Here is an 18,067-nt window from a genome sequence, read left to right on the forward strand (position 1 = left end):
CCGAAGCAAAACGCTTCGGTTCTTTTATTTATTCTGTTTCTTTAGGGAAAGCGCGGTCGAACGCGTTCTTTATTTCTTTTCTCAACACTCGTTCGACTCGCCACTGTTCCATATTTTCTGTTTTGGCAATGACCCTGATTACAATTTCGGAAGTCCCCAGTTCTTGAATGCCGATGACATTTGGGCCTTCTTTTATTTGTGGAAGAGCCGCTGCCGTTTCATCACAAACCTGCTGTAAAATATGAATCATTTCATCAATATTTCTTTCAGCCGGCACTTTAATATCAACAAGAGCCTGCATGGTACCACGAGAATGATTGCTCACGTTTGTGATGTTTCTGTTGGGGATGTAATGCAGTGTTCCGTCAAAGCTGCGGATTTGAGTTGTCCTTAAGCCAACCTGCTCGACAATTCCGTCAAAGGTGGAAACGGTAATATAATCTCCGACATCCAATTGTTTCTCAAGCAAAATAAAAAAACCTGTCACGATATCACTGACAAGCCCTTGGGCGCCAAATCCGACAGCCAGGCCGACGATTCCTGCCCCCGCTAAAAGAGCGCTTGGATCATAATGAAACAAATCTAGAACCATGACGAAAAATATGAAAATCAATGTATAAGCAAATATGTTAAGAGTCAGGCTTCGGAGCGTATGTGCACGTCCGATAGACAAGCTATTCTGCTCCTCGAATTTTGCAAACAGATGTTTAATGATTTTCATGCCTAATGATCGAACGATAAAATAGAGCAATATCATAATGGCGAGTTTAATGAGCAGAACACCGGCATTTGTAATCAGTCCCGCCCAATCATATTGTTTAATAAAGTCCATGTTGAGCTCCTTTTCTAATTGATTGCTGCACATTGAGACTAGTTACCCTGTACATGACCATGTTAAACGTTTTATTCAAAAATGTCGAAGCCAAAGACATACATGATTTGTTAAAAATTGACTCAGGAAATCTGCTTTTATATAATGGCATTGCAATATAACTAAAAATGGTTAATCACCCTTTATTTTCATGCGACTTTGACCTTTAAGCCAAACAATAAATTGGAGGGATACATATGGCAGAACGTATGGTAGGTAAACAAGCTCCTCGTTTTGAAATGGAAGCAGTCCTTGCAAGCAAAGAATTCGGCAAAGTAAGTCTTGAGGAAAACATGAAAAACGACAAATGGACAGTGCTGTTCTTCTATCCAATGGATTTCACTTTTGTTTGTCCGACAGAAATTACAGCAATGTCTGACCGCTATGACGAGTTCGAAGATCTTGATGCAGAAGTCATCGGGGTTTCAACTGATACCATCCATACTCATTTAGCTTGGATCAATACAGAACGCAAAGAAAACGGTCTTGGCCAGCTGAAATACCCGCTTGCTGCTGATACAAACCATGAGGTATCCCGGGAATATGGCGTTTTAATCGAAGAAGAAGGTGTGGCTTTGCGCGGATTGTTTATTATTAATCCTGAAGGGGAGCTTCAATATCAAACTGTTTTCCATAACAACATTGGGCGTGATGTTGATGAAACGTTTCGTGTTCTTCAGGCGCTGCAAACTGGCGGACTCTGTCCGGCTAACTGGAAACCAGGCCAAAAAACACTTTAATTCTTTCCAAGAACGAAAAGCGGTCTAGCATATTCGTTAGGCCTTTCTGTTAAATAGGAGGGAAAAAAGCAATGAAATTACGTCAGCCCATGCCGGAATTGACGGGAGAAAAAGCTTGGTTAAATGGTGAAGTGACGAGAGAGCAATTGATTGGGGAAAAGCCGACGCTTATTCATTTCTGGTCCATCAGCTGCCACTTGTGCAAAGAAGCGATGCCGCAAGTGAATGAATTTCGTGATAAATATAAAGATCAGCTGAATGTTGTAGCTGTACACATGCCCCGTTCCGAAGATGATCTTGATCTTGGTAAAATTAAAGAAACAGCTGCTGAACACGATATCACTCAGCCGATTTTTGTTGACAGTGACCATGCTTTAACCGATGCATTTGAAAATGAATACGTACCTGCGTATTATGTGTTTGATAAAACAGGACAGCTCCGTCACTTCCAAGCCGGCGGGAGCGGTATGAAAATGCTTGAAAAACGTGTGAACCGCGTTTTGGCTGAAACGGAATAGGTATCTGACTAAATAGTATTTCCTAAAAACCTGATCACATCAGGTTTTTTATTTGTGCAAAAAGCAATGGAAGAAGAGTAAGAAGCTTATTTTTCCAAATTTGGGTATAGGAATTGATGATTTGTTTGATTGATACGCTAGAAAACACAGCTAATTTTTGATGTTTTTCCTCAATTTTAGATAAATCTCATATCTCATAACTCGAAAATTGTAGATATTACACTAAATTTCTTTAAAGAAGTAAGTAAAATATATATTTTCAACATTATACCAAATAAACTAGAAAGCCCCTTGACTCCTTGAGAATAAAGGACTCTTTTGAAAAATAAAACATTTTCAGAAAATAAGGAATTTTTCATAGAGTAAATATAATAGTAAAATGCTAAAATAATAGTTGATAAAATTACTTTTGTAATCTAATATCTTAATTAAAGATGTTAATTTTGATAGGGGGTACATTGAGGAATGTTTAATGAAAGAGAAGCTTTGCGCTTGCGGTTAGAACAACTAAATGAAGCTGAAGTGAAAGTCATTCGTGAATATCAAATTGAACGTGATAAAATATACGCAAAATTAAGAGAGCTGGACAGAAATGGAAGCCCTTCCGAAATCAAAAAGGATTTCCGTTCTGAAAAAAAACCTGACTCTCTGCCGGTTCTCGCTGAGCTTGCGGCTCAGGAAATCAGAAGCTATCAGCCGCAATCACAGCAGCAGTCTGTCCAGCCTCAGCTTCAATCTATTTCCTCTCTTCCTGCCGGTATACCAGACGGAACAACACGAAGAAGAAGAGGAACGGCAAGACCGGGATCAAAAGCAGCTAAGCTGCGTGAAGCTGCTATTAAAACATTAAAACGCCACAACGCGGCGATTAAGAGCTCCGAGCTTCAAAAAGAGATTGAAAAAGAAAGCGGTCTTGAAATCCCTAATATGACAACGTTTATGCAAAGCTTAATTAAAATGTACCCGGAAGTGAAAAAACCATATCGCGGGCAGTACATTTTAGAGGGTGAAATCGAATCTGCAGAATCAGCTGAATCAGCTAATGAATAAATATAAAGAAAAACTGCTTGGCATCGCTCAAGCAGTTTTTTTATTGAGGTTTTTTCTGTGAAGGTTTGTTTTCTTTTTCAAGATTAAGCTTATACACCCACTTTTGATAAGGCTTTTCTTCAGCGGCTCTGTTTTTCAGCTCTTCAATTGTATGGCTCTTGGCCTGGTCTGATGATTGGGCGCGGGCAAGCTGTTTTTGGAGCACATGTATCTGTTTGGTGACATCTTCAAGGATGGTCTCTACATGATATGGCTGCGCGTAGGCCGCTGGAGCTTCTTCTTCCGTTTTTTCTTTTTGTTTTGTGCCGCCATCAATATCGGCAAAATGAGAAGCAATCCAGGCATCGCTTTCATCAAGCTGCCGTTTATACGATATAATAGTTTCGTGAAATAATTTTTCTTTCGTTTTTTCTATGTCTAGCAGTCTTTCTTTCGTTTCTATGATTCGATCTTTCATATGATCAACTTCTATTTTAATATGTTTTAGCTGATATTCTTTTTCTACCATTTGCTCTTTTAGACGCCCATTTTCGGCTTTTATCAATTCGGCTTGCTGTTTTGCCTGAAGCAGTGCATTTTGTTCTTGCTCAATTGAGGCTTGAAGTTCGCTGATCCGTTTATGAAGATTTTTATTTTCTTCTTCGATTTTGACTTTAGCAATATGAAGTTTATGTTTTTCTTCGATTTCGGCTCTGCGTTTATAGGTTTCAGCAGATAGAAGCTCCTGCAAAACAACGATTTTATCAAGCAGTTCAGCTCTTATTTGGTGCAGGGTTTGGCTGGTGTGGGAGGCATGTTTTTCTTTTGTTGACATATGTGTTAATTCGGCAGACAGCTGCTGGAGTTTTTCTTTCATATCGGTATTTTCTTTGAGCAATTTGTTATTTTTCTGATGAAAGTAGCTTGCTTCAAGTTCAGAAATCAGCTTATGGCACCTTGAAAGCTCGGATTTTAAATAAAGGTTCTCCTGAGACACGTCGTGGAAAAAAGGACCTGATCTTTTCATTCGAACCATCTCCCTCATGATGTTAACACTACAATATGCAAATACTGAACAGCTATTCCTCTTTAATAAACAGACAAGCAGTAGCGTTGAGCCTTTGCTTTTGCTATGCTTTTAACGAAACTAGAGGTGAGATGATATGAAGCATGTAAACGTACTGCTGGCAGGGGGAGCCTCACGTCGCTTTGGAGAACCGAAGGCGTTTGTCAAATGGAAGGGCAGGATGCTTTACGAATGCGCTAAAGAGGCACTTGGAGAACAAACGGTTATCATCAGCCGTCCCGAATTTATTGATAGATTTCAAGAAAACGGTGAAAATGAAGTGTATCAAGATGCTGAGCCATTTCAAGGCATGGGGCCATTGGCTGGTATATATACCGCTTTTAAAAAGACAGACGGTGATCTTTATACTGTTCTTTCCTGTGACACACCGCTGATACAAAGAAGGACGATGCTGGAGCTCAAACGTCTGATGACTGCCGGTGCGGACGCGGTAGTCCCAATTTCAGACGGACAAGTGCAGCCATTGATTGCGATTTACCACAAACGTATCATGCCAGTTCTATACGATCAGCTTTCTGAGAAGAGGTTGAGAATATCAGATTTATTAGGCAGAATTTCGGTTTGTTACGTACAGGCTGAAAATATCGGAGCAAACCCGGCAGAGTTTATCAACATTAATACACGTGATGATTTTAGCTGTTTGGAAGAAAAATCGAACTCCCTCAAGCGGGACTGACGGGGCAATAACATGATAAGATGACATAAAAGATAAGGAGAACAGGTTTGATGGAGGAACGTTATTCACGGCAAATCAGATTTAAGCAAATTGGGGAAGAGGGCCAGAAAAGACTGGCAGACAGCCATGTGCTGATTGTCGGAGCGGGAGCGCTCGGCACTGCAGGAGCTGAAGGGCTTTCGAGAGCGGGAGTCGGTACTATTACCATTATTGACCGTGACTATGTGGAGTGGAGCAATCTTCAAAGGCAGCAGCTTTATACAGAAAGCGATGCCAAACTCCGCATGCCGAAAGCCATGGCTGCCAAAGAGCATTTATCAGCGATTAACAGCGAGATACATATTGAGGCGTATGTTACCGAAGGAACAGCCGAAACGCTTGAGCCGCTGATTGAAAAAGCAGATGTCGTGATCGACGCTACAGATAATTTTGAAACCCGCATGCTGATAAACGATCTTGCCCAGAAAACAAAGACACCTTGGGTCTATGGCGCCTGTGTAAGCAGCCAGGGAATGTTCATGACTGTCATTCCCGGAGAAACCCCTTGTCTGTCGTGTTTGTTTGAGCAAATTCCTGTCGGCGGGGCGACGTGTGATACTGCCGGCATTATTCCGCCTGCTGTGCATATCGTTTCAGCATATCAGCAGGCTGAGGCATTAAAGCTGTTAACCGGCCAAAAAGAAGCAATACAGCGGGAGTTTGTGACATTTGATGTCTGGAACAATTCGCATATGAAGATTAACGTTAATCATGTACGCCGTGAGGAATGCCCATCTTGCGGAGCAAATGCGGTATATCCTTATCTTCAGGATTGGAACACACCAAAAGCTGCTGTACTATGCGGCCGTGATACAGTGCAGGTAAGGTCAGAATCATTAAAAAGAATCCCGAAACAGGAGCTCATTAAGCGGCTGAAAACAATCGGCAAGGTCGAGGCTAATGCGTTTTTGCTCCATATTTTTTACGAGGATTTCAGAATTGTCATTTTCAATGACGGACGGGCACTGGTGCATGGAACAAATGATGTGAAAGAAGCCAACTCCGTGTTGGCAAGAGTGATTGGACTGTAACAACAGGAGGGGTCAGAATGCTGGAGAAAAGAACACCGATACCGGTAGACGAGGCAGTTCGGCGTGTCTGCCATTTTCAAAAACAAGGTGAAATAGAATGGGTGGCGCTTGAAGACAGCCTTCATCGGTTTTTAGCCGAAGATATAACTGCGGATCACCACGTACCTGCGTTTGACCGTTCGCCATACGATGGTTTTGCTGTCAGAGCGTGCGATACGGCAGAAGCTTCACGTGAAAACCCAGTTCGGTTTGAAGTTATTGACCATATTGGAGCGGGAGCAGTATCTAAAAAAGAGCTTGGCACGTTTCAGGCTGTGCGGATTATGACTGGCGCGCAAATCCCTGAAGGGGCAGATGCAGTCGTCATGATTGAACTGACTCAAACCTTTGAGGAGAATGGGAAGTCATTTATGTCTTTAAAACGCCGCTTTCAGACGGGGGATAATATTTCAAAAACAGGTGAGGACGCTCAAAAAGGGAGTGTTTTACTGACAAAGGGCACCCGGGTGACACCAGGAGTGACGGCTCTTTTGGCAACATTCGGATACGCATCTGTGCCTGTCGTGAGAAAGCCTGTAGTCGGAATTATCGCAACCGGTACCGAATTGCTGAATGTCAGTGATCCGCTGGAACCGGGAAAAATCCGCAACAGCAATGCGAGTATGGTATATGCGCAAGTGATAGAAGCAGGCGCAACACCGCTTTATTTAGGGAAAATCTCTGATGAACTGGATAAAAGCTTTGCTGCAGTTAAAGAAGCGATGAAAAAGGTGGACTTCCTGATCACAACTGGCGGTGTGTCAGTCGGTGACTTTGACTTTTTGCCTGCGATCTATGAAAAACTCGGAGCGGACGTGCTGTTTAATAAAGTTGCCATGCGCCCGGGCAGCGTGACAACGGTGGCGCATGCAAACGATATGCTGCTGTTTGGCCTTTCTGGTAATCCGTCGGCATGCTATGTCGGTTTTGAACTGTTTGTCAAACCGATAATCCAGACATGGCTGCTCAATGCAACACCGCATTCAATTTGTGCGGAAGCTGTTTTGACCAAGGATTTTCCGAAACCGAACCCATTTACCCGATTTGTTCGTGCGCTCGTGCACCATCAGGAAGGGAAGCTGTTGGCGACACCCGTTGGCTTAGATAAGTCGAGCTCTGTCACATCACTTGCAGATGCTAATGCATTTATTATCCTGCCGGGCGGCACGCGAGGCTACGAATCTGGCAGAACGGTTCAAGTACTGCTCATCAGAGAAGAGAATGGAAGTGAATGGCCTTGGTCCGCCCTTTCCCGATCGTCCAAGTTGTAGGATTTCAAAACAGCGGGAAAACAACGTTTATTGAGCGCATTCTTGAAAAAGCCTCTGAACAGGGAGTCCATTTGGGCTGCCTGAAGCATCATGGTCACGGCGGTGAACCGCAAACGCTCACGGAAGGAAAAGACACGGACCGTTACAAGGCGGCAGGTGCTGATGTAACAGCGGTAGAAGGTGCTGGTGTGTTACAGCTGACTGCCCGCCGCAATTGGGATTTGGCACGGCTGATTGAGTTATACCAATTTCTCGAAACAGACTGTCTTCTGATTGAAGGCTTTAAAAAAGCCCCTTATCCTAAAGTGGTTATCCTAAGTGAAAAGGAAGATCTGGAAGCGCTGCAAGCAGTAAATATAATCGCCATCATCTATAGAAAAAAAGAGCATATGACAGAGCATCAGGGATTACCCGTTTTTCATGCGGATGATCCGGTTGCCGTGGATTTTGTGCTTTCACAGCTGAAGGGGGAATCTGCATAATGGAACGGTTTGAGATTACGAAAACACCCATTAATACTGAAAACATCATCAAAAAAGTGGAGAAACGGGAAGCAGGAGCCATTACGACATTTATTGGTACGGTTCGGGAATGGACAAACGGAAAAAGAACGGTTCGGCTTGAATATGAGGCATATGAACCGATGGCCGTGCAAATGCTTGCTCAAATCGGCGCTGAAATCGAAGAAAAATGGGAAGGTGCCTCAGCTGCGATCACGCACCGTATAGGTGTGCTCGATATCGGTGAAGCAGCGGTAGTGATTGCTGTATCTTCTCCCCATCGAAAAGCCGCATATGAAGCCAATGAGTATGCGATTGAACGCATTAAACAGATTGTGCCGATTTGGAAAAAAGAAATTTGGGAAGACGGTGAGCAATGGATCGGCGACCAGCTAGAAACAACAGCTTATCCGAACGGAAAACCAGACCTAAGCGAGGGAGAGCAGCATGATTAAAATTCTTTTATTTGCAGGGCTTGCTGAACAGGCCGGTACACAAGCAATAGAAGTAGATATGGAACAAGCAACCACAGATGAAATAAAAGCAAGTCTAAAAGAACAATACGGTCTTGAATCTATTGATACGGCTATGATTGCCGTTAACGAAAGCTATGTAAAAGAAAATACCTCTGTATCTTCAGGTGACACGGTAGCCATCATACCGCCAGTCAGCGGGGGATGAAAACCGGACGGCATTTCAGCCGTCCGGTTTTTCTGTATTTCATTGGCATATCCCCAAGTATCCTCAGCATACAATGATTTTCTGTAAGCGTTTATTCTACATATGTTACTCCCTATAAAGTAAGAGACTCACTCCATAATTAGACTGAAATTTTGAAAAATAATAGAAATTTATTTCGGGTATCGATATAGTAAAGATGATAAATGTTGGAAAGGTGCTGGATATGGAGACATTTAAAAGATTAAAAATGTATTATTGGCCGTACAGAAAAGTGTTTATGTGGTCGCTTCTAGCCATGCTTTTGATGACTGCAATTACTGTCGTTTATCCGATTATCCTGCAAATTACGATTGATGAGATCGTGCTGGGACGGCAGTATCAGCTTGCGGCGTGGGTCAGCTTAGGATTTATTGCGGTAATGGTTTTGAAAGGAATGGCTACCTTTTTTCATCAGTATTTAGGTGATATGTTCGGGATCAAATCCGTTTATCGGCTGAGAAATGGTCTGTATGAAAAACTGCAGCGGCTTTCTTTTTCTTACTATGATAACGCGAAAACAGGAGATTTGATGTCCAGGCTGACTGCTGATGTTGAAGGGCTTCGTTTTTTCTTATCATACGGTCTCGCTGAGCTCATTCGCTTCGGCCTGCTGGTAGCCATCAGCCTGTCGGTTATGTTTTACTATTCTGTTCCTCTCACGCTTGTGACAATAGCTGTTCTGCCATTTCTCGCGGTTGCGGTATACCGGTTTGACAAAAGAGTCCATCCCGCCTTCAGAGGCATCCGCAAATCGTTTGCGAAACTCAATACAAAAGTCCAGGAAAATATCAGCGGCATTAATACGGTTAAATCTCTTTCCAGGGAAGATTTTCAGATCAGCACTTTCAATAAAGCCAATGCAGAATACAGGGCGCAGTATTTACAAACATCATCCATCTGGTCTGCGTATTTCCCTTTAATGGAGTTCATTGGTAACATTTGTATTGTAGCTCTCCTCTCATACGGCGGTTACTTGGTTATGCAAAATCAGCTCAATCCCGGCGAGCTTGTTGCTTTCTTCAGCCTTGTCAATTATATGATGTGGCCGATTATGAACTTAGGTTTTGTCATCAATATGTTCTCTCAAGCAAAAGCGTCAGGGGAACGCCTGCTCGACATTCTGGAAAAAGAAGAAGACATTACAGATCATCCTCATGCTTTGCATAAACAAAAATTAACCGGAGATGTCCATTTCAAAAATGTTTCTCTTGCATACGGGAAAGAACAAACAAACGCGCTGTGCAATGTAAGCTTTGAGGCAAACAGTGGGAAGGTAATCGGACTGTTGGGCCCGACAGGTTCAGGCAAAAGCTCAGTGACACAGCTTCTCACCAGATTTTACAGTCCTGTTGGCGGAATGATTACCATTGATCACAAACCAATCACGGATTATTCGTTAAAAACCCTTCGCTCCAATATCGGGGTCGTACTTCAAGAATCCTTCCTGTTTTCATCTACGATTAGATCAAATATTTCGTATGGGCGGCCGGATGCCTCAATGGAAGACGTCATCGAAGCGGCAAAAAGGGCGCAGGCTCATAACTTTATTATGGAGCTTCCTGATGGGTATGACACCATGCTGGGAGAGAGGGGAATGGGGCTTTCCGGCGGACAGAAACAGCGTATTGCCATTGCGAGAGCCATCTGCTTGAACCCGAGCATTTTAATATTGGATGATGCCACAAGCGCAGTAGATATGCAAACGGAGCACAGCATACAGCTTGCCTTAAAAGAAGTCATGAAAACCCGCACAACCTTTATCGTCGCTCACCGCATTTCTTCACTGAAACACGCCGATGAAATTCTCGTTTTTAATAAAGGACGCATTCGTGAAAGGGGTACACATCACGAGCTTCTTGAAAAAGGCGGCTACTATAAAAAGATTTACGATTTGCAATACCGTGATGTCAAAATGATTAATGAGCCGCATGAGGTCGGATAGGGAGGGGCCAAATGAAACAAACGAAAAAACAGGGGATTTTAGAGCGTTTCTATTACTCTTCAGATGAAATCATTGAAAAGCCGTTTAACTGGGCTCAAATGTGGCGGCTGCTGAGCTATGTCAAACCATATCGAAAAACAATTTTGCCGCTTTCTTTTCTCACCGTATTGATTGGCACTGCTGTGAAGCTTGTGATCCCCATTCTGATCGGCGTTTATGTTCTTGATCAAGCGATTACAGGGAGAAACTCGGAGCTGCTGATTCAGCTCATTTTTATTATTAGCGGTTTATATGTCCTCAATTACGCCGCCAATGTGTTAAGAATCAGGTGGATGAATCAGCTTGGCCAGCATGTCATTTACGATTTGCGACAGCATTTATTTACCCATGTGCAGCGCTTATCCCATCGATTTTTTGATCAGCGGTCGGCGGGATCGATCTTAGTCAGGATCATGAATGATATTAACTCTCTTCAGGAGCTCTTTACAAGCGGAGTCATCAATTTGTTGACCGACTTGCTGCTTCTGGCCGGCGTGATTATCATTTTGTTTACGCTGAGCCCTGAGCTGACTATAGCCATCATGGTGACATTGCCGATTATGTTTTTTATTTCAACAAGTCTCAGAAAAAAAATACGCCGATCCTGGCAAACGGTACGGCTAAAGCAATCGAAGCTCAACTCTCATCTAAACGAAAGCATTCAGGGCATCCGGGTCACACAGGCATTTACGCAGGAAGAAGAAAACATGGCGTATTTTGACGGTGTCAATCAGGAGAACTACGAATCATGGCGGGAAGCAACTAGAAAAAATGCCATGTTCCGTCCGCTTGTAGAAATGACGAATGCGATTGGGACGGCTGTCTTGATTTGGTATGGAGCCACACTCATCATGAATGAAACCATCACGATTGGCGTATTCGTTTCTTTTGCTTTCTATCTGGGAATGTTTTGGGAACCTATTTCGAGACTGGGTCAGGTCTATAATCAGCTATTAATGGGGATGGCATCATCAGAACGGATTTTTGAGTTTCTGGACGAACAGCCAAATGTCAAGGAGAAGCCGAATGCCATTCATAATGAAAAGATAAATGGGGAGATCAGTTTTGAAAAGGTTGAATTTTCGTATGATGAAAAACGAAAAGCCCTTCACGCCGTTTCCTTCTCTATTCCGGCGGGCTCGACGCTTGCGCTTGTCGGGCATACAGGGAGCGGGAAGACGACGATTGCGAATTTAATCAGCCGTTTTTATGATGCGACCGGAGGCACCATTAAAATAGACGGTATACCGATTAAGGATCTTTCCCTTGCCAGTCTGCGCTCTCAAATTAGCATTGTCCTGCAAGATACATTTATTTTCTCTGGGACCATCATGGAAAATATTCGTTTTGGAAGGCCAAATGCTTCGGATGAAGAGGTGATGAAAGCGTCCCAAGCGGTCGGAGCGGATGAGTTTATTTCCGATTTAGCGGAAGGGTACGCAACAGAGGTAGAGGAAAGGGGCAGCGTACTGTCTGCCGGTCAGCGTCAGCTCATTTCCTTTGCAAGAGCATTGCTCGCCGATCCGGCTATTATCATCCTTGACGAAGCAACGGCAAGCATTGATACAGAGACAGAAGTAAAAATTCAGCAAGCGTTAAAAACGCTTCTGAAAGGGCGTACAGCAGTGATGATCGCTCACAGATTGTCTACGATCCGCGACGCCGACCGTATCATTGTTCTTGATCACGGCAGGAAAATAGAAGAAGGGAACCATGATCAGCTGCTCGCTAAAGGAGGCATTTATGCCGGGCTTGTGAAAGCGCAATACAGCACAGCGATAGAATAATATGAAAGGCCTTCAATATTGAAGGTTTTTGGAAATTTATTAGAAAAACATGAAACTTTTTGATATCCTTCCCGTACTATTTGTTAGATATTCTCAAGGAGGTTTTGAAATGGAAACGAATGTAGAAAAAAACAGCGGAACGGCGACTGAAAAGCCTTCACTTTTCGGAGTAATCACAAGTCCGTCCGTACAATTTGAAAGAATAAGAGAAAGGCCGGCAGTATGGGGACCGCTTTTGATTGTTGCAGCAATTATCATCGTCGGTGCCGTGCTGCAATCACTCGGTACGGATTATAGTGAGCTTTTGAAAAGCCAGGATACGCAAGGGCTATCTGCTGAACAAATGGAAACTGTCGCAACAATAACCAAATTTGGCGGAATGGCAGGCGCTATTATCGGCGGTATCGCAGCATTATTTATTGCCCCTCTTATTTATTGGCTCTGTGTAAAAATATCAGGCGGAGTTACGACATATAAAAAAATGCTTTCTCTCGGTCTGTTTGTCTCTTTAATTAGCAGTCTCGGATTATTGGTTAATGGAATCGTTGCTTTTACGACTGACGTGAATCCTCTTTACAGCACGACGTCACTGGCAGGGATTATCCCATCTGACGGGGCTCTTGCCAGCGTGTTAAATACCTTTGAAATTTTCAGCATCTGGAGCTTTGTATTATTAGCAATCGGACTTCACAAAACGGGAGGCATCTCCAAAAAAGCCGGGTGGATTTCAGCAATCATTCTATTCGGAATTTTAGTTGTATTTTCGCTTTTTTCAGGTTTAATCAATTCTGTGGCGGGTGCATAAGCTCATGAAAAAAGTCTGGATCGGAATTGGAATCGCAGTTATAGTCGCTCTTTTTGTTGGAATCAATATATACCGGTCTGCCGCTCCGACAAGCGGCAGCGCCGGCAAGGAGATACAGACGGGGAGCGTTGAAGAAAATGAAATCTCATCAACGGTTATGGTTCCTGGCACGCTAAAATTTTCAAATGAACAGTATGTCTTTTATGAAGCGGATAAAGGGACATTAGAAGACATTAAAGTTAAGGAAGGCGATAAAGTTAAAAAGGGCACGCCTTTAGTCACCTATACAAATGAGCAGCTGAGCCTGGAAAAAGAACAGAACCAGTTAACATCTGAATCCAACCGGCTTCAAATTGACCAAATTCAAGAAAAGTTAAAAGCCTTAGACAGCAAAGAAAGAGAATTGGAAAAACAGGTAGGAAAGAAAGAAGCAGAAAAACAAATCGAATCTGAACGGACAGAGCTTCAAATGCAGAAAAAAACAGCGGAGATCGAATTAAAACAAACCGAGCTTCAGCGACAGTCACTTGCCAACCGGGTATCAGATCTTGAAGTGAAAAGCGAAATTGAAGGCACCGTTATTTCTGTCAACCAAGAAGCGGCATCCAAAAAGTCAGATATTCAAGAGCCTGTCATACATATCGGCAACCCAAAAGACCTTGTCGTCTCAGGGAAATTGTCTGAATACGATACATTGAAAGTCAAAAAAGGCCAGAAGGTCACACTCACTTCAGATGTAATACAGGGTAAAACATGGAAAGGCACGGTTTCCGCAGTCGGGCTTGTTCCGGATCAGCAGGAGAGCGCTGCGGCACAAGGAACAGAACAGGCGGTCCAATACCCGCTTCAAGTGAAAATAAAAGGAAATCTTCCAGAAGGAAAGCCAGGCTTTAAATTTATCATGAATATTGAAACAGATAAACGGAAAGCAAATACGCTTCCTTCAAAGGCAGTCAAAAAAGAAGATGACCAATATTATGTGTATACAGTAAAAGACGGAAAAGCAAAGCGAGTTGATGTCAAAATCGGCGAAGTGACAGATGACCTGACAGAAATTAAAGAGGGGCTTTCCCAAGATGATCAAGTCATTTTGAATCCATCTGATCAGGTGACTGACGGAATGGAAGTGAAATCCTAAATGATTCAGCTTTCTAATGTGCGAAAAAGCTACCAGATCGGAAAGGAAACGTTTGATGTTCTCCATTCTATTGATTTGGACATTCATCAAGGTGAATATGTCTCGATTATGGGGCCGTCAGGATCAGGAAAATCGACGATCATGAATATTATCGGCTGTCTTGATCGGCCGACTTCCGGTACATATCAATTGGACGGCGAAGACATTTCTTCATATAAAGATAAAGAACTGGCGGCAGTCCGTAACCGGTCCATCGGTTTTGTATTTCAGCAATTTCAGCTTCTTCCGCGGCTGAACGCAAAAAAAAATGTCGAGCTGCCGATGATTTATTCCGGGATAGGCAAAAAGGAACGTCAAGAGCGGGCTGAGAGAGCATTGGAAAAGGTCGGGTTAGCCGATCGAATGCTCCACATGCCCAACGAGCTGTCGGGCGGGCAGAAGCAGCGGGTGGCGATTGCGAGGGCGATCGTGAATGAGCCGAAATTGATTTTAGCTGATGAACCGACCGGCGCGCTGGATACGAAAACAAGCGAGGCGATTATGGATCAGTTTACAGCATTAAATGCCGAGGGAACGACAATCGTTCTGGTTACTCACGAGCCTGAAGTAGCAGATTGCACGAATCGGATCGTCATGGTGCGTGACGGAAACATTGTTCCTGCCAGCTCCGGACAAAGGAGTGTGGGAGAATGAGCCTGTTGGAAAACATCAGAATGGCTCTAAGCTCTGTCCTTGCCCATAAAATGCGTTCGATCTTAACGATGCTCGGCATTATCATTGGTGTAGGCTCTGTCATTGTTGTCGTTGCGGTAGGACAGGGCGGCGAGCAAATGCTGAAGCAGTCGATCAGCGGCCCGGGAAATACTGTGGAGCTGTACTATATGCCTAGCGACGAGGAGCTTGCAAGCAACCCGAACGCCGCAGCTGAATCTACGTTTACAGAAAACGATATTAAAGGTTTAAAAGGGATAGAAGGCATTAAACAAGTCGTTGCTTCGACTTCTGAAAGTATGAAAGCGCGTTATCACGAAGAAGAAACCGATGCTACGGTTAACGGAATAAATGATGGATACATGAATGTCAATTCTTTAGAAATCGAAAGCGGCAGAACATTTACCGACAATGACTTTCTCGCGGGGAATAGAGCCGGAATCATCTCTCAAAAGATGGCTGAAGAACTGTTCGATAAAACCTCCCCTTTAGGTGAAGTTGTCTGGATAAACGGACAGCCCGTTGAAATTATCGGCGTGCTGAAAAAAGAAACAGGCTTGCTTTCTTTCGGTTTAAGTGAAATGTATGTGCCATTTAATATGATGAAATCCTCTTTTGGCACAAGTGATTTCAGTAACGTATCATTGCAGGTCGAATCAGCAGACGACATAAAATCGGCTGGAAAAGAAGCGGCACAGCTGGTAAATGACAATCATGGCACAGAGGATTCGTATCAAGTGATGAACATGGAAGAGATTGCGGCCGGAATTGGCAAAGTAACTGCAATTATGACGACGATTATCGGCTCAATTGCAGGTATTTCCCTTTTGGTCGGCGGAATCGGTGTCATGAATATCATGCTCGTATCAGTCACAGAACGGACACGGGAAATTGGAATAAGAAAATCCCTCGGTGCGACGAGGGGACAGATTCTGACTCAGTTTTTAATTGAGTCAGTCGTATTAACGCTGATTGGCGGTCTGGTCGGGATTGGTATTGGATACGGAGGGGCCTCGCTTGTTTCAGCCATTGCGGGCTGGCCGTCACTCATATCCTGGCAGGTTGTATGCGGGGGCGTGCTGTTCAGTATGCTCATTGGTGTTATTTTCGGCATGCTTCCTGCAAATAAAGCTGCAAAGCTTGATCCCATTGAAGCGCTGCGTTATGAGTAGCCTCATGCAACATGCATGAGGTTTTTTTATGTTTAGTGATTTCTACTATGAATATAAAAGACTTTTTTCATTAAAATAAGAAGAAAATGTCGTACAATTGTCCTTATTTTTGTCGAATTTACAGTTTACAAACCCTATAGACATACGTTAATATGGAGAAACGTGAAAGATTTTGATAGTTATTGAATGAATTTGAATGATTTTAGTTGCCTAAACCGAAAATAGCGTTTACAATGAAATTGTATTCAAAATGAATACGTTTTCATTAGGAGGTGAAGCATGCTAACTCCTGAACGGCATCAATTGATTATTGATCAAATAGAAAAGCATGATGTGGTAAAGATTCAAGAGCTTATAAATCTGACTAATGCTTCTGAATCAACAATCAGAAGAGATTTATCGACCCTTGAAGAACGCGGTTTTTTAAAGCGCGTTCATGGTGGAGCGGCCAAGCTTTCCGATATCAGACTTGAACCCGATATGCTTGAAAAATCATCCAAAAACCTTCACGATAAATTGAAGATTGCTGAAAAAGCAGCTTCTCTTTTAGAAGAAGGGGATTGCATTTACCTTGATGCAGGCACGACGACATTGCACATGATTGATTTTATGGATAAAACCAAAGATATTGTCGTTGTCACAAACGGGGTAATGCATATCGATGCATTAATAAGGAAAGAAATTTCTTTTTATCTGCTTGGAGGATACGTAAAGCACAGAACGGGCGCGATTATTGGAGGCGCTTCACTGATTGCCATGGACCAGTACAGGTTTGACAAGAGTTTTCTGGGGACAAACGGTGTCCATACAGAGGCTGGATTCACAACGCCGGACCCTGATGAGGCCCTTTTAAAACAGAAAGCGATCAAACAGGCAAAACACGCTTACGTCTTAGCAGACCCTTCGAAGTTCGGAGAAATTTCATTTTCGGCATTCGCCGGAATAGGCGACGCAACAATCATTACGACTGACGCTGAAGAGCTTACATTCGATAATTACCAAGAAAAAACTGTCGTAAAGGTAGTGAAACCATGATTTACACTGTAACACTTAATCCATCTGTCGATTATATTGTTCACGTTGAAGATTTTACTGTAGGAGGCCTGAACCGTTCTTCGTATGATACCAAGTATCCAGGGGGCAAAGGCATCAATGTATCGAGACTGCTGAAAAGACACCATGTGGCGTCTAAAGCGCTCGGATTCGTCGGCGGATTTACCGGAGAATATATCAAAACATTTTTACGGGAAGAAAACCTGGAAACAGCTTTTTCTGAAGTAAAAGGGGATACCCGTATCAATGTAAAGCTGAAAACTGGTGATGAAACTGAAATTAACGGGCAGGGACCGACAATTTCGGATGAAGATTTCAAAGCCTTTTTAGAACAGTTCCAATCTTTGCAAGAGGGAGATATCGTCGTTCTTGCAGGAAGCATTCCATCTTCACTCCCTCACGATACTTATGAAAAAATCGCAGAGGCCTGCAAACAGCAGAACGCACGAGTTGTTCTGGATATCTCAGGCGAGGCTCTTTTGAAAGCAACAGAAATGAAACCATTTTTGATGAAGCCAAATCATCATGAGCTTGGAGAAATGTTCGGCACGACCATTACATCTGTTGAGGAAGCGGTTCCTTATGGGAAAAAGCTTGTAGAACAAGGCGCTGAACATGTAATCGTATCAATGGCCGGAGACGGAGCGCTTCTGTTTACGAACGAAGCTGTTTATTTTGCTAACGTGCCAAAGGGGAAATTGGTAAACTCAGTCGGAGCAGGGGATTCCGTTGTTGCAGGTTTCCTTGCCGGAATTTCCAAACAGCTGCCGCTTGAAGAAGCATTCCGCTTAGGAGTTACTTCAGGCAGTGCTACCGCGTTCTCTGAAGAACTTGGAACAGAAGAATTTGTCCAGCAGCTTCTTCCTGAAGTTAAGGTCACACGTCTATAGAGGAGGAAA

The 18,067-nt window shown here is 43.3% G+C and carries 19 protein-coding genes; 17 read left to right on the forward strand and 2 right to left on the reverse strand.

Going from position 1 to position 18,067, the window contains the following annotated elements:
- Positions 1-28: 28 nt before the first annotated feature.
- Positions 29-832, reverse strand: a complete 804-nt coding sequence (mscT, locus tag WA279_RS05350) for a small-conductance mechanosensitive channel protein MscT (RefSeq protein WP_003244994.1) — start codon at positions 830-832, stop codon at positions 29-31.
- A 236-nt stretch (positions 833-1,068) separates the two neighbouring features.
- Here mscT and ahpA point away from each other — a divergent pair, with 236 nt between their 5' ends.
- The 3 genes from ahpA (at position 1,069) to rok (ending at position 3,179) form a co-directional block, all read left to right on the forward strand.
- A complete protein-coding gene (gene ahpA / locus WA279_RS05355; protein WP_336154577.1) occupies positions 1,069-1,611 on the forward strand; it encodes a biofilm-specific peroxidase AhpA in 543 nt (180 codons plus the stop codon).
- A 71-nt stretch (positions 1,612-1,682) separates the two neighbouring features.
- Positions 1,683-2,129: a thiol-disulfide oxidoreductase YkuV gene (gene ykuV, locus WA279_RS05360; RefSeq protein WP_014476671.1), complete on the forward strand. Its 447-nt coding sequence runs from the start codon at positions 1,683-1,685 to the stop codon at positions 2,127-2,129.
- Between the two features lie 465 nt (positions 2,130-2,594).
- Positions 2,595-3,179: a transcriptional regulator Rok gene (rok, locus tag WA279_RS05365; protein WP_014113628.1), complete on the forward strand. Its 585-nt coding sequence runs from the start codon at positions 2,595-2,597 to the stop codon at positions 3,177-3,179.
- A 40-nt stretch (positions 3,180-3,219) separates the two neighbouring features.
- Here the strand turns inward: rok and cse15 are convergent, their stop codons facing one another.
- Complete coding sequence (gene cse15 / locus WA279_RS05370; RefSeq protein ID WP_021479381.1) at positions 3,220-4,185, reverse strand: spore protein Cse15; 966 nt, start codon at positions 4,183-4,185, stop codon at positions 3,220-3,222.
- 136 nt (positions 4,186-4,321) lie between these two features.
- On the opposite strand from cse15, the gene WA279_RS05375 reads away from it, so the two are divergent.
- From WA279_RS05375 to pfkB, 14 genes are all read left to right on the forward strand, one after another.
- The gene (locus WA279_RS05375) at positions 4,322-4,921 is read left to right on the forward strand and encodes a molybdenum cofactor guanylyltransferase (protein ID WP_014479670.1); all 600 of its coding nucleotides are present in this window, start codon (positions 4,322-4,324) and stop codon (positions 4,919-4,921) included.
- A gap of 50 nt (positions 4,922-4,971) precedes the next feature.
- Positions 4,972-5,991 (forward strand): molybdopterin-synthase adenylyltransferase MoeB, encoded by a 1,020-nt coding sequence (locus WA279_RS05380; RefSeq protein ID WP_021479379.1) that lies wholly within the window; start codon positions 4,972-4,974, stop codon positions 5,989-5,991.
- 17 nt (positions 5,992-6,008) lie between these two features.
- Positions 6,009-7,301 (forward strand): molybdopterin molybdotransferase MoeA, encoded by a 1,293-nt coding sequence (locus tag WA279_RS05385; RefSeq protein ID WP_336154580.1) that lies wholly within the window; start codon positions 6,009-6,011, stop codon positions 7,299-7,301.
- The gene (gene mobB, locus WA279_RS05390) at positions 7,262-7,783 is read left to right on the forward strand and encodes a molybdopterin-guanine dinucleotide biosynthesis protein B (protein ID WP_003232370.1); all 522 of its coding nucleotides are present in this window, start codon (positions 7,262-7,264) and stop codon (positions 7,781-7,783) included. Before WA279_RS05385 ends, mobB begins: the two co-directional genes overlap by 40 nt.
- The gene (locus WA279_RS05395) at positions 7,783-8,256 is read left to right on the forward strand and encodes a molybdenum cofactor biosynthesis protein MoaE (RefSeq protein ID WP_003232367.1); all 474 of its coding nucleotides are present in this window, start codon (positions 7,783-7,785) and stop codon (positions 8,254-8,256) included. The genes mobB and WA279_RS05395 overlap by 1 nt, the downstream gene beginning before the upstream one ends.
- Positions 8,249-8,482 (forward strand): molybdopterin converting factor subunit 1, encoded by a 234-nt coding sequence (gene moaD / locus WA279_RS05400; protein ID WP_335449220.1) that lies wholly within the window; start codon positions 8,249-8,251, stop codon positions 8,480-8,482. Before WA279_RS05395 ends, moaD begins: the two co-directional genes overlap by 8 nt.
- A 223-nt stretch (positions 8,483-8,705) precedes the next feature.
- Positions 8,706-10,463, forward strand: a complete 1,758-nt coding sequence (locus WA279_RS05405; RefSeq protein ID WP_336154585.1) for an ABC transporter ATP-binding protein — start codon at positions 8,706-8,708, stop codon at positions 10,461-10,463.
- 11 nt (positions 10,464-10,474) lie between these two features.
- Positions 10,475-12,289 carry an ABC transporter ATP-binding protein gene (locus tag WA279_RS05410; RefSeq protein ID WP_133954349.1) on the forward strand — a complete coding sequence of 605 codons (1,815 nt, stop codon included), beginning with the start codon at positions 10,475-10,477 and terminating at the stop codon, positions 12,287-12,289.
- A gap of 109 nt (positions 12,290-12,398) precedes the next feature.
- A complete protein-coding gene (gene yknW, locus WA279_RS05415) occupies positions 12,399-13,094 on the forward strand; it encodes a toxin SDP protection protein YknW (protein ID WP_014479677.1) in 696 nt (231 codons plus the stop codon).
- A gap of 4 nt (positions 13,095-13,098) precedes the next feature.
- Positions 13,099-14,232, forward strand: a complete 1,134-nt coding sequence (locus tag WA279_RS05420) for an efflux RND transporter periplasmic adaptor subunit (RefSeq protein WP_015715815.1) — start codon at positions 13,099-13,101, stop codon at positions 14,230-14,232.
- Complete coding sequence (yknY, locus tag WA279_RS05425; RefSeq protein ID WP_003232356.1) at positions 14,233-14,925, forward strand: ABC transporter ATP-binding protein YknY; 693 nt, start codon at positions 14,233-14,235, stop codon at positions 14,923-14,925.
- Entirely contained in the window at positions 14,922-16,115 is a 1,194-nt protein-coding gene (gene skiZ / locus WA279_RS05430) for a sporulation-delaying-protein transporter subunit SkiZ (protein ID WP_251187067.1), read from the forward strand. Before yknY ends, skiZ begins: the two co-directional genes overlap by 4 nt.
- 279 nt (positions 16,116-16,394) lie before the next feature.
- Positions 16,395-17,150: a DeoR/GlpR family DNA-binding transcription regulator gene (locus tag WA279_RS05435; RefSeq protein WP_014476685.1), complete on the forward strand. Its 756-nt coding sequence runs from the start codon at positions 16,395-16,397 to the stop codon at positions 17,148-17,150.
- Complete coding sequence (pfkB, locus tag WA279_RS05440; protein ID WP_032725621.1) at positions 17,147-18,058, forward strand: 1-phosphofructokinase; 912 nt, start codon at positions 17,147-17,149, stop codon at positions 18,056-18,058. Before WA279_RS05435 ends, pfkB begins: the two co-directional genes overlap by 4 nt.
- Positions 18,059-18,067: the final 9 nt, after the last annotated feature.

It is taken from the genome of Bacillus sp. 204(2023), from assembly GCF_037027505.1.
GTDB classification, from domain to species: domain Bacteria; phylum Bacillota; class Bacilli; order Bacillales; family Bacillaceae; genus Bacillus; species Bacillus subtilis.